The sequence below is a fragment of the Aliikangiella litoralis genome (assembly GCF_052495765.1).
Genome location: NZ_CP199292.1, coordinates 3,362,959 through 3,375,733, shown reverse-complemented (window position 1 = coordinate 3,375,733; position 12,775 = coordinate 3,362,959). Strand labels below are relative to the sequence as shown.

14 protein-coding genes are annotated in these 12,775 nt (G+C 35.4%); 11 read left to right on the top strand and 3 right to left on the bottom strand.

The window, feature by feature from the left end:
- Positions 1–130 precede the first annotated feature (130 nt).
- Together ACT5E3_RS13875 and ACT5E3_RS13870 are read left to right on the top strand one after the other, a co-directional pair.
- A complete protein-coding gene (locus ACT5E3_RS13875) occupies positions 131–490 on the top strand; it encodes a PilZ domain-containing protein (protein WP_444994141.1) in 360 nt (119 codons plus the stop codon).
- 22 nt (positions 491–512) lie between these two features.
- Positions 513–881, top strand: coding sequence for a PilZ domain-containing protein (locus ACT5E3_RS13870; protein ID WP_444994140.1), 369 nt, complete (start codon positions 513–515; stop codon positions 879–881).
- A 210-nt stretch (positions 882–1,091) separates the two neighbouring features.
- Here the strand turns inward: ACT5E3_RS13870 and ACT5E3_RS13865 are convergent, their stop codons facing one another.
- From ACT5E3_RS13865 to ACT5E3_RS13855, 3 genes are read right to left on the bottom strand one after another with little or no spacing between them, the layout of a single operon-like run.
- Positions 1,092–1,688 carry an outer membrane beta-barrel domain-containing protein gene (locus tag ACT5E3_RS13865; RefSeq protein ID WP_444994139.1) on the bottom strand — a complete coding sequence of 199 codons (597 nt, stop codon included), beginning with the start codon at positions 1,686–1,688 and terminating at the stop codon, positions 1,092–1,094.
- Positions 1,658–2,404: an SH3 domain-containing protein gene (locus ACT5E3_RS13860; RefSeq protein WP_444994138.1), complete on the bottom strand. Its 747-nt coding sequence runs from the start codon at positions 2,402–2,404 to the stop codon at positions 1,658–1,660. The genes ACT5E3_RS13865 and ACT5E3_RS13860 overlap by 31 nt, the downstream gene beginning before the upstream one ends.
- A gap of 34 nt (positions 2,405–2,438) precedes the next feature.
- A complete protein-coding gene (locus ACT5E3_RS13855; RefSeq protein ID WP_444994137.1) occupies positions 2,439–3,083 on the bottom strand; it encodes an outer membrane beta-barrel domain-containing protein in 645 nt (214 codons plus the stop codon).
- A gap of 414 nt (positions 3,084–3,497) precedes the next feature.
- On the opposite strand from ACT5E3_RS13855, the gene ACT5E3_RS13850 reads away from it, so the two are divergent.
- Genes ACT5E3_RS13850 through ACT5E3_RS13810 form a run of 9 tightly spaced genes read left to right on the top strand, consistent with a single transcriptional unit; the run spans position 3,498 to position 12,771 of the window.
- On the top strand, positions 3,498–4,100 hold the full coding sequence (locus ACT5E3_RS13850; protein ID WP_444994136.1) for an AraC family transcriptional regulator: 603 nt from the start codon (positions 3,498–3,500) through the stop codon (positions 4,098–4,100).
- A gap of 46 nt (positions 4,101–4,146) precedes the next feature.
- On the top strand, positions 4,147–5,886 hold the full coding sequence (locus tag ACT5E3_RS13845; protein WP_444994135.1) for a tetratricopeptide repeat protein: 1,740 nt from the start codon (positions 4,147–4,149) through the stop codon (positions 5,884–5,886).
- A 2-nt stretch (positions 5,887–5,888) separates the two neighbouring features.
- On the top strand, positions 5,889–8,777 hold the full coding sequence (locus ACT5E3_RS13840; protein WP_444994134.1) for a tetratricopeptide repeat protein: 2,889 nt from the start codon (positions 5,889–5,891) through the stop codon (positions 8,775–8,777).
- A 1-nt stretch (position 8,778) separates the two neighbouring features.
- Positions 8,779–9,597 (top strand): tetratricopeptide repeat protein, encoded by an 819-nt coding sequence (locus ACT5E3_RS13835; RefSeq protein ID WP_444994133.1) that lies wholly within the window; start codon positions 8,779–8,781, stop codon positions 9,595–9,597.
- A gap of 2 nt (positions 9,598–9,599) precedes the next feature.
- Positions 9,600–9,920, top strand: coding sequence for a hypothetical protein (locus tag ACT5E3_RS13830; protein ID WP_444994132.1), 321 nt, complete (start codon positions 9,600–9,602; stop codon positions 9,918–9,920).
- Between the two features lie 7 nt (positions 9,921–9,927).
- Positions 9,928–10,665, top strand: coding sequence for a MotA/TolQ/ExbB proton channel family protein (locus ACT5E3_RS13825; protein WP_444994131.1), 738 nt, complete (start codon positions 9,928–9,930; stop codon positions 10,663–10,665).
- 12 nt (positions 10,666–10,677) lie between these two features.
- Positions 10,678–11,184, top strand: a complete 507-nt coding sequence (locus ACT5E3_RS13820) for an ExbD/TolR family protein (protein WP_444994130.1) — start codon at positions 10,678–10,680, stop codon at positions 11,182–11,184.
- Between the two features lie 17 nt (positions 11,185–11,201).
- On the top strand, positions 11,202–11,789 hold the full coding sequence (locus ACT5E3_RS13815) for an ExbD/TolR family protein (RefSeq protein ID WP_444994129.1): 588 nt from the start codon (positions 11,202–11,204) through the stop codon (positions 11,787–11,789).
- A gap of 1 nt (position 11,790) precedes the next feature.
- Entirely contained in the window at positions 11,791–12,771 is a 981-nt protein-coding gene (locus ACT5E3_RS13810) for an AgmX/PglI C-terminal domain-containing protein (protein ID WP_444994128.1), read from the top strand.
- The last annotated feature ends 4 nt before the right edge of the window (positions 12,772–12,775 follow it).

Below are 12,775 nucleotides of genomic sequence, written 5' to 3'. Positions count from 1 at the left end.
ACTTATAATTTATTGATACTACCAGCAAATATTTAGCCTTATTCAGCAAAACTCAAAGAGCTAAACTATACTTTAATTATCTGTTTACCGTAATTTAGTTATATTATCCTGTCGGACAAAGGGGGTTAGTGTGGTAATTGATATTGATGATTTGAGGTGTCAAAAACGCTGCCAAAGTAAGTTTTCAATATTGCTTAATTATATTTGTCCTGAAAGTGGTATTGATGACCCTGAACGATGTGCTTGTTTGACAGAAGATATATCAGAAAGTGGCTTAAAAATAGTTTCGGCTAACGCTTTGCCACTTGGCGTTTCATTTCCTATTGAAATACAAGTGGTAGAGTTAAACGAGGTATTTGGTTTTCTGGGGGAGGTGAAATGGTGCTTGGAAGTTGATGATGCACCTACTTTTTTTATTGGAATCAAGTTGTTAAAGGTTATAAAAAATGACTATAAGAAGTGGCTCAATTTGATAGAGCAATTACAGTAGCTAGTTTGTGGAATAAAGTATAATGAGTTCGGAACAACGTAAACATGAACGACATGATAGAGAAGAAAAGATCTTCATTGAAGTACTTTCTGCTTCCGACAGTAGCTCTGATGACTGTTTGTTATTGGAATGTACAACTCAAGATATTTCTAAAACAGGGCTAAAAATCAAGTCTGGTTATCCTTTTATTGTTCATTCTATTTTAGAATTACTCATTAGCTTTGAGTCAGGAGGCTATAAATTTCTTTTGACAGGGGAAGTTAAGTGGTTTGAAAAGATTAATGAAAACAGCTATTTAGCTGGATTTGAGCTTATTGATGCTGAACATTCAGATTATTTGGTTTGGTATAAAATGTTTTCTGAAACGGCTGAAGATATTGCCGTGGAATAGCTTGCTTTTAACCGCCTTTCAAATTAGCCACAGAAAATTTGTTGTGGGTTAAAATCAATTTCATTTATTTTATTACTCTTTTTAAGGCTTGTGCTTTTTTGAGCTTTCTTCTTTGTGGCTGCTCTTATGCTTTAGACTCGTTATGAGGTCATTACTAAAAGCGTTACTGATTCGGTCAGCCTATTCTCAAACAAGATAATATCTTTAGGACTAAAAAACATAGTTAATACTGACGGAAAGTTGTCCATTATGGGTTTGCTCGTCTTGTAATAGCAGACTAGAGTCATAAATATAATCACGATAATCAAGTTTTAAATTGTAGTTTCTTGATAGTCCAATTTGGTAACCCATACCTATAGTATAAGTAAAGCTTTCTTCACCACCAAATTCAGTGTCTCCAATACCAGCAACGAAATACAATGATGAAAGGTGTGCTTGAGAGCCACTAAAGAATAACTCTCCTTGATATAAATTATAGCCGACCAGAAAGTCAAAATGTTTAAAATTACGATCATTGTTAGAGAACAACTCTCCTTGACTTTTTTCGTAAGAAGATAAATCTGCCTCTGTAAATATGTAATTTATTTGCATAAACACATCTTCAGATGCAAGAAAACTGGCATTGATGCCTGTGATGAATTCGCTTCCAAAGTCTTGGATGTTAATTAATCCTGTCGTAAAACCAAGCTCAAACAACTCATTATCAAGCTGTTCCATCGAGTTTTCTGCCATTTCTTCCGCTTGTAACGGAACTACAGTTAATGCTAGTGAAACAGCTAAAAGAATGCGTTGAAGCCAATGTGCCATCGATCTAATCTCTCATCATCTTGTTCAGTTGAAACAGTATACTTACGGTAGCCTGCTCGAATTACGAAATTACGTCCTAAATAAAAATTGCCACCAATTCCATATTGAACGTAACTGGAATCTTCTATTGAAAGTGGGATTAACTTGGGCTGTACAGTGATCTTCATTTCTCCACCACCTGCTGTGATAACCGGAGAAATTACCCAGTCAGAGTAGGGTTCGAATAAGAAATTAGCGCCAACATAACGGCCTCTAACCTCTGAATCATAAAGTTTGCCCGCTTCTAATTCAGTGCTAAACCATGAAAGCCATCTTTGTTCGCTAGTAAAAGTGAACGTTTGTGCTCCTTTTAACTCTCCGCTGCTAAATTCACCGACATTAAATCCAAGACTTAAACTATCTTTCAAATAGTCACCATAACTGACGCTAGGTAAATCAACTGGCTCGCCGGTAGGTTGTAGGGTTCTTGCTATTTGAGAGGCTTTAACCCATCCAATACGGCCCGTATTTGAGCGAATTTCATACCAATCAGGGCGGCGGGTGAGTACTTCAATGTCTTCACCTTGCTCAACGGTGTATATGACCGGGTATCCAACTGCAGGCCCGGTGTGCATTTCCAGGTAAGGATCAATAACTTCTAGTTTTACACTGGTTTCTTCGGCTATACAAGCCATTGAAAAAACTAGTGAAAGTGTAAACCAGATTATATTTTTCATATCTATATATCCTTTAAATCAGAACCTGACCTGATTAAAACAATAGGTTAAGCCCAACGGACCATTCAATATTGTGGGTATTCTTATCATCACCGATAAAGTCACGGCTTACAATATGATCTTTCATTGATAAGTCCCATGTGAGCCAATCTGTTAATACTGTTTTGTAAGTTGCGCCGAGTATCAAACCTGTTTCTGTATTATTCGCAAACTCAACATTGGATAGGCCAAAAACAAAATAGACGTTAGAGTTATATTTGCTTTTTTCACTAAAAAAAGAGCGACCATGAAATAGTTTGTAGCCCGAAGTTAAAGATGTATATTTGAAGGTTTCATCGGCGCTTTTTAAGAAGTCTCCATCGACTACATCCTCAAAAGTGGCACGACCCACTTTAGAGCTAGCATTAGTTAGAGTAAGCATAAAATCTTGGCTGATATGGTACGTAAAGCTAAAGCCTTGTACTAAATTAGAGTCGAAATCTTCTACTGAAAGTAGTCCACCAATAATCCCAAATTCAAGTTTTTCAGTGTCAATTGCGGCTGCTTGGGCCTTAACGACATTCGTTTCGGGTTCAATGATTTTTACATCTTGCTCTGCGGCTATTAAGTTATTTTGTATGACTAATGTACAAAACAAGCCAATAGCTATTTTTTGTAATGTGCGCTGAAGAACAGACATACCCATCCTAATCCTGTAAAAGGTATAATTAAAAGTATTGATACTAAATTTACATTATGTGTACGCTTCGAACGGAATAAAAAATAGAGGCGTTATGATTTAAATCACTTTTCATTCCGTGTAATAAAAACGAGTGGCGAAGGCGGATTGTAACTAATGTCATTTCAGAGTCGAACTTGAAGCTTGCTTTATTGTGAACTGCGTTCAATTTTTTAAATATATTTAATAAGAAACGTGACGCAGTTGGAAGTATTTATGCTCCATTATATAGATGGATAGATGGTTTTTGTATCATCTTGTAGTAATAGTCAGTACTTGTTATATATTTTAATGTATATCTTTCCTAAAGAGGCATATTCAGTAGTGTAACTTCTGGCTGTAGGACTAGTATTTTTACCCAATGGATAGTAAAAGATGAAAAAAATTATCTTATTGTTTTTCTTAGTATCAAGCTCTATCTATATAACAGCTGGGGCCGCTGAGCAAAAAAACATCGATACTTCTAACTCGCCTATAGACAATGTTGGGCAAGAAAGAAGTAATAACCAGTCTGAACAAGAAGCCTTGGCTACTTTGAGAAAGGTTTCTGCTGGTCTGCAATCATTAAAAAAAGACGTGGTTTCTTTAAATAAGGAATTACGTTTAACAGAAGAAAAGATACTTTATCCTTCTAGTACTAAATTTACGGTTTTTGTTTCTTTATCTACAGGGCAGTTTTTTAAGCTTGAAAGTTTAAAGTTAAAAATTGATGGCGAACTAGTGACATCTCATGTTTATTCGGAGAATCAGCGCAAGGCCATGTCAAGAGGTGGTATTCAAAAGTTGTACTTAACAAATCTTAGTTCTGGAAAACATAATGTCACCGCTTTTTTTACTGGTATAGATATTAATGGACGAGCACAAAAGTTAGCCGAAACCCTTGATTTTGAGAAAGGGCAGGCTGGCGAATATTTAGAAATTTCCATCAGTGATAATGCAGATACTCAAGAACCTGTGTTTAAAATGAAGCGGTGGTAAGTTGATGCTAAGTAGAGGTTTTATAAAAAGCAACATCGGTCATATATTGATAAAATTTATTTTCAGTATAAATTTTATACTTTTTAGCGGTTTTCTTTACGCCTCTACTACTACTTCTGAAGAGCAGACTCAAGCTAAACAAGAGTTAGAATGGGGGAGTGTTTTATTTGATTATTATCAAAAAGATTATTTTTCTGCATTAGTTGAGTATGAATATGCTGCTGCAATTAATAATTCTGTTGCAAAAAGCGTTTCGGGAAAGTTACTTCAAGGAGGCATGCTATTATCGTACGGACTGGCTGATGAATCCCATGAAATATTTCAAAAAGTTTTAGATCAAGGGGCCTCTCCTGATATTCGTAACAAAGCTTGGTATTATTTAGCAAATCTTTATTATCATAAATCTCAGCCTAATAAAGCTTATGATGCTTTACAGCAAGTAGTCGGGCAGATCCCTAAAGAGTTACATCCTGAATATCATTACTTGGCTACATTAGTGAATAATTCTGCTGAACACTTAACTGTTGCCGAAAGTGTCTTAGATAGTTTGCCAGAAAACCACCCTCACTATCCCTATATTGTTTTTAATATTGCAATTCAACAATTACGTCAAGGTAATGTGGCATCTGCTATTACTAGATTACAACAAGTGGTTAGCTATGAACTGTTAAATAAAGAGCTTGCTATGTTGGCCGATCGTGCTAAGCATGGTTTAGCTCAAATTGCTTTGCAACAAGGGCAAAATCTAGTGGCTTGGAATTATTTAACAGCAATTCGTACTCAAGGTTTATATTCAAACAGAGCATTATTGACTTATGCATGGACGGCTATCAAATTAAAGCAGTTTAATGATGCTGTTGCAGCATTGGAAATATTAAATGAACGTTCTATTGCCATTCCGGAAGTCCAAGAAGCAAAAGTTTTGCTAGCTCATTTATATGAACAAGAGGGCTCTCCAAGAAAAGCACTAAGAGCTAATTTGTTGGCAATTGATGCATTTGAAAAAGGTGTGGCGAAGGTTGATGAGGCTCGTAGAATTATTGCAAAACAAGAAGTACCTAAAGAGTTTATTCAAAATTTGGACGTGATTATTGATGATACTGATTGGTTTGGCTCGCAACCTTCTGTTGATTACCAAAAATTGACGCCTTTTTTAATTGACCTAATGTCGAGTAAAGTTTTGAATGAAACTTTAAAAGAGTTGTCGGATCTATATGCAATCCAAAGAAACTTAAAATATTGGAGCCGTCAAGCGAATGAACATCAGTTGATTATTAATAATGCACAAAGCAAAAGTTTTGATATTCAAGACAAGAGTATTCTCAATAAAAGTGAATTATTAAAACAAATGCTTGATGATAAAAAAGCTGAGTTAAAACTTCATACATTAACATTAACTGAAAAACAGCAAGCAAGATTTAAATCTCTAATTGAAAATATAGAGAAAGAGCTTGCATTACTCAGTAGCAAAGTTGATCGTCTGCAACTGGTTGACAAACCCTATCAACAACCTAAAGTTTACCTAAAGCAAGTCGCTGAAAAACATCAGCAAATCAAATTAAAATTAGCAAAAACTAACCAATATGTTAGTGTACTTGAACCCGTTGTGCGAAGCTTAGTGAATTCGGAGTTAGATAAGCATGAAGAGAGGATGCGTTATTACTGGGCGCAATCACGCTTAGCAAAAGCAAGGCTTTATGATACGACTTTGATGAACCTTGATAAAGCGAAGCATAAAGCTAAACAAAAACAAACGTCGGTAGACGATGAGCAAAAGGAATATTAAGAATGTATAGAAGTTTTTACAGCTTATTATTGATTTCCACTTTATTTGCTTGCTCAGGAAAAAAACAGCAAACGCTCGCTGATTTGAAATATCAACCTGAAAAAGAAAAAGAGATTGTTTTAGAACAGCTGACCCATCAAGAAGTTCGTGAAGAGTATCAGGAACTATTAAGTTTATTTAAAGATGATGAACTAAAAGAGCAAATTGAGCGTAGAATTGCTGATGTCTATATGATTGAAGGTGGTAATGCTTTACTAAAAGATAAACCACAGAAAAGTTACTATGCAGAAGCTATCAAAAGTTACCAGAAAATTTTGGAGAAGTATCCGGGGTCACCTAATAATGCCGATGTACTTTATCAGTTAGCTCGTGCTTATGATATGGAGGGTAATCAGGAGCAAGCGATGAAAATGCTAACGCAATTAACTCGGTATCATCCTGATTATAAAAATATTGCGGAAGCTCATTTTCGAATGGGAGATATCTATTTTTCTCAAAAGAAATATCGAAATGCTGAGAATGAATTTAAAATCGTGACGCAATATAAGAATCCTGATTTAATGATTTATTCTCGCTATATGCTGGCGTGGGCTAATTATAAACAATTTGATTATGAAGAGAGCTTAGATGCATTTACCGATGTATTAAATCAATTGATTGCAAAATCTAAAACGAGTGAAGCGCTGACAAAAACTGAAAAACCTTTAATTGAAGATACGATTCATTCAATGAGTCTTGCATTGTCTAAATATGGTGGCGCGGAAACCATCGAAAAAATTAAGGGATTAGAGAATAAACCACATATTTGGATGGTATATAATAAGTTGGGCGATTATTATCTTGATAAAGAGCGTTACGAAGATTCTGCAAAAACTTATCGCTTGTATGTGACTAAGTACAATTATGCAGAAAAAGCGCCTGAGCTGCACCATAAACTGATTCAAACTTATATTAAAGGAAACTTTCCTTTACTCGCTTTAAAAGAAAAAGAGTCTTACGTTGAGTATTATGGTTTGGCATCCAATTATGTTAAAAATGTTGGACATATCAGTGATGAAATTCTTGAAAATCTTAAGGTTTATATTGAGGAACTTGCTCAGCACTATCACAATCAAGGGCAGGGGGTTCAAAAAGCGATCGCTTCGATTGATAAAACTTTAGCATCAGGTAAAAATGCGGACAAAACAACTATTGCTCTAGGTCCTGTTGCCGCCAAAAGACGAGCTGAGTTATCTATAAAAGAAACGGAGTCTTTTAATCAAGCGGCACATTTCTATAGCGAGTATCTAAAAACTTTTCCCAAAGATGAAAAGGTGGGAGAAATAACTTATTTAAGAGCAGAGGTGTTATTTCAGGCTCGTAGGTTTGTTGATGCAATTCGTGATTATGAAGCTGTTGCTTATCTGATAAAGCCATTAAACTCATCTAAGAAAACTTCTAAATACACGGCTGATGCAGGATATGCTGCGATAATTTCTTATCAAAAACATATTGAACAAATCAAGCAGAGTAATGCTACATCTGAATGGCAAGCTAAAGCAGTTGAAAGTATGTTACGTTTTGCAACTAAATTTCATGGTGACCAGCGTTCTCCAACGGTGTTAACTAACGCTGCAGAATATTTGTTTACGCTTAATGAATTTGAGAGGGCGCTGCAAGTTGCAGGGCAGTTGGTCGCAAATAACTCTAAACTTGATGCCACATTAAAGAAAACGGCTTATGGTATTATGGCTCATTCAAATTTTAAACTTGAGCGTTACCAAGCTGCTGAAGATAATTACCTTAATCAGCGTTTATTAACGAAAAAGGGAAGTGATGAATATAAAAAAATAACGGAAAGATTAGCAACCGCTATTTATAAAAAATCTGAACAACTCATAGCATCTAAAAAAACCGATAATGCAATAGAGCAATTATTAAAAATTACCCAGTTAGCTCCAGACTCTGCTGTTCGAGTAACGGCTCAATATGATGCTACTCGACTGTTACTCTCTGCTAAACGTTGGTCTGAATCTATTACTCAGCTTACTGAGTTAATCCAGTTATTTCCACAGTATGTGCATGCTCAAGATTTTAAACGAAAATTAGCTTTTGCTTATGAGAAAAATAAAGATTGGGCATTGGCGGCAGATCATTATTTAGCATTAAGTAGAAAAGATCCTGATGAAGATGTACGTAGAGATAGTCTCTTTTTATCTGCCAAAATGTATAAAAAAAGTAAAAACTATGAGACGGCGATTAAGTTATTTAAGCGATATGCAAGAGCTTATGAGCAGCCATTTGAAGTAAGGATGGAAGCTCGGTTTAATTTAGCTGATTTATATGAAAAAACAAAAGATATTTCTAAACAACTCTTTTGGTTAAGAAGAATTATTGATGGTGATGCAAAGGGTGGTAAGCAACGTAATTCAAGAAGTCGTTGGTTAGGCGCTTGGGCAAATGTTAAGTATGGTGACTATTTCGCGTATGAATATAAAAAACGCAAACTTAGATTACCTTTGTCAAAAAGTTTACCTAAAAAGAATCAAGCCTTGGCCGATGCGACTCAACGTTATCAAAAAGCCGCTGATTATGGGATTCTTGAGTTTGTGACTATGACTAGTGTAAAAACAGCAAACTTATATCAAGATTTGGTTTATCAATTAAGAAAATCACCAGTCCCTAAAGGTTTATCTAAAGATGAAGTGGTTGCGTATCGAGACATTATTGAAGAGCAAGCGGCACCTTTAATGGAAGCTGTATTAGAGTTGCATGAAGGTAATGTGATTAGGGCATGGGGTGGCGACTATGATGAATGGATAGAAAAAAGCTTTATCGCGATGCGTCAGTTGTACCCAGGACGTTTTGCTAAAACTGAGATTACAGTGAGTTATGGCGATGAGATTTGGTAATATGAAAATATTAATGATAGTTGCAAGTTTAGTGGTTGTTGCTGGTTGTAGTACTGCACCTAACGTTGTAGAAACACCAGTCGTTAATGAAAAAACGACAAAGCCTATCGTATTGGGAACTGAACAATATTTGCCTTTTATTCAAATTGATGAAAACACAGGGAAAAGATTACCTTATATTGGTGAACCTAATCCTTATTTAAAATCAAAAGGTCAGCTTGAGCAAACAATTGTGATGAAGTTTATTCAGGCTCGTCGAGCAATTAAAGCTAAAAACTTTAAACCAGCTGAAGACTTATTAAATAGTATTATTAAACAAAACCCTCAGTTATCAGGGCCATTTGTATTGCTTGGTGATATTGAAAAGCAAAACAATCGATTACCAAAATCAATAGAGTATTATAAGAAAGCGATTAGTGTAAACTCTGATAATGTTAATGCTTATATTCGTTTAGCAACAACTCAAAGAGAGTCCGGGTTATTTAAACCTGCGCAAAACACTTACGTAAAAGCGCTTGAAAAATGGAAAGATTTTCCTGAAGCTCATCTCAATTTATCTGTTTTGTATGATGTTTATCTTAATCAACCTAATATTGCTCAAAAACATATGGAAGCCTATCAACTATTAACTAAACAAAGACAGGCAAGAGTTGCTAATTGGCTTAAAGATCTTCAATCAAGAACTAAGCAAGATAATTATATTGAATTAGATGCACGGCAAAAAGAAAAAGTTATTTTAGCTCGTATAGAAGCAGAAAAAAAAGCACAAACGGTTAACGCCGAATTAACTAAAAATGAAAATAATGGAAAAGGAGGTTGATAATGAATAAGTGTTGTATCACCATTATTTTAACCGTCCTTTTACCTTATCAATTATTGGCGGCAGAAGAAAAAAGTGAAAAGGCTGAGCCAACTTCAATAAAGCTAGAATCGAGCTTTATTGGCGATAAAGAACAACCATCGGTGAGCTATTTTATTCCTTGGGATGGGATAGGAACGCCTGATAAATTACAGTGGCAAATTGGTGATAAAATTGATCGAACACTTGATTTAGTCGATCGAAATGTCATGTTACGCTCTGCGGCAATTTATCAAGAGTTAAAGTTAGAAACAAATTCAAAAGTTAAACCTAAGAGTCAATGAGGAAGTTATGACAGATACTTACAGCACTATTATTAAGTTTTTTCAAGAGGGCGGGATATTTATTTATCCTATTTCGATTGTATTAGTCATTGGATTAATCATTAGTTTGGAGCGTTGGTTTTTCTTGTCTAGAGAAAAAGCGCGAAATATAAAAGCATTTGATGGCTTTCTTCCTTTACTGAGAACTTCTGATTTAGAAAAGATGCAACTTTATACACGAGAAAATACTGCGCCCATTAGTCGAGTGATTGGATGTGGTTTGGATATGATGAAAGTAACCAAGCATCGTGCTGATATAGAGCACTCCATGAGTGAAGGTATGTTAGAAACAATGCCTCGTTTTGAGACCAGAACAGGTTACCTTTCTGTATTAGCCAATATTGCCACTTTACTCGGATTATTGGGAACTATTATCGGTTTGATTGGTGCTTTTACTGCGGTTGCAAGTGCTGATCCGGCAGAGAAGTCATCGCTTTTATCTGCTTCTATCTCTGTAGCAATGAATACCACAGCATTTGGTCTAATTGTGGCGATCCCATTATTGGCATTTCACTCCTTACTACAAAATAAAACTGCTGCAATTATCAGTAGCATTGAAATGGCAGCCGTAAAGTTTCTTAATATAATGACTTATAACAAAGAAATTTATGCAGGTGCGCCTGTAATAGAGACCACAAAACTGGAAGAAAAAGAAGAAAGCAAGCAAGTGAGCGAGCAAGAGTCTCTCCAAGAGACTACAGCATAGTGAGGTAAGTTTATGGCTCTTAGCTTTAAAAAGAATAATTTAGAGGATGCTGAGTTAGACGTTACAGCATTTATGAATCTTATGATTGTATTAGTGCCTGTTATGTTATTAAGCTTAACTTTTACTCAAATTACAGTTCATGAAATTAGCTTACCTTCATTGTCGCCAAGTACTGAGAGTGCTCAAGAGAAGCCATCTCAGCTTGAAGTTATGTTAACTGTTCAGGATGGGATTAAAGTTTTTTACCCTGGAAATGTATTAATTCAAACTATACCAATGAAGTCAGTTAACGATACACAAGAGTTTGATTTTGCTTATTTATCGTTGGTTTTGCAAAAGGTGAAAGAGCAGTTAGCTGAAAAGCGAGATATATTAATTCTTTCTGAACCTGGCATAGACTATCAAACTCTGGTTTCTGCTATGGATACCGTTAAGTCACACAAAACAGTGGTGGCCGCAAGCTTGGTCGAAATTGAATTATTTCCAGAGATAGCTTTAGCCGAAACCAGTATTAAATAACCCAAGTAGTAGATGATATGGCAGATACAAATTTAACAACAACTAATCTGAGCTTTAGTAATATTAAAAGGCCGGTGTTTGCAACTAAGCTTAACTTGGTTGCTTTAATGGATATTTTTACTATTTTAGTTTTCTTTCTATTATTAAATGCGGGTGATAGCCAAAAGTTAGAGAATGCCAAGTTTATAAAGTTACCTAACTCAAGTGCTTCAACGGCCCCTCACGTTGAAGCTATGATAATGATAGATAAAGAAAATGTCTGGTTGAATAATCAACCAATAGCATTGGTCGATGATTTACTTAATTCTGAAGATGGCTCAGTGGAAAATATTTTTACAGAAGCTTTATTAGCTTATAAAGAAAAAAGAGGAGAGCCATCGCCTTATGAGAAAGAAAATGGTTTGCCTGTAACTATTATGGGTGATAAAAATGTCTCATTTAGTTTGTTAAAGAAAGTGATGTCTATATGTAGCGATAATGATTTTCGTGAAATTTCGTTAGCTGTTAACCGTGTTGCAGCTCAATCATTTATTACAACATCTGCTGAATCAAGTAATACTGAAGAAGCAGGAATGATTGAACTAAATCTTAATAAAGGAGGCTGAAATGAGTTCAACAATGACTTTGCAACCATTAGCATTAGATTTAGCTTTGCCTTGGAAGCCTTTATTAGAGCAAGAGGAAAAATTTAAAAAGTGGAGTATTAGAGCCGCTGTTTTATTGTTGATACTGTTTGTTGCAGTTCCTTTTTTGCCTGTTTTTGAAGCTGAGTTAGAGCTTAAAGAAAAAACTTTAGTTAGAACGAAGGTCGTACTGAAGAAAAAGGAAATAAAAGTACCTGAACCAGAAGTGGTAAAAAGCAAACCTAAGCCTATTGCTAAACCGAAACCCGAAAAAATTAAACCTAAGATTAAAAAGGAAAAGGCTAAGCCTAAACTGGGTAATACTGAGGCAGAATCAACAAAGAAAAAGCCTATAAGTACCAAGGCGTCTGTAGCACAATCACACGGACTAGCAAAAGTTTCTCGTGAGCTTAATGCTCTCAGAGGAACATTGAATGTTGCGGGTATGAAAAAGAAAAAAATCACCAGTAAAAAAGCGGGTGTAGTGGCAACGGTTAGTCATAAAAAGCTTGGTGAAAATACCGCTAATAGAAAAGCAACTGGTATCAGTGTTAATGAAAGCTTAATGAAAGGTGAAGTGTCAAAATTAACGGCGCATGAGACAACTGCGGTAGATGGTGTGGTAACAGAAGGCGTATCTAATGGTTCAGTTGAGTATCGTAGTTATAAAAGTGGACAGCGTGATATGGAGAGTATTCGACATACTTTAGAAAAAGTGAAAGGTTCAATTTATGTTTTATATAACCGTGCACTTGATGAATACCCTGATATAAATGGAAATTTTATTTTTCAGATGGATATCTTACCTAGTGGTGAAGTGACTAACTTAGAGTTAGTGAGTAGTGAATTAGAGTTAAATAGTTTAGAACAAAGAATGCTGAAACGAATAAAACAAATTAGTTTTGGGGCTGAAGATGTATCTACAACTAGCGTGACGTATACATACCGCTTTTTCTCTAGTTAGGAAA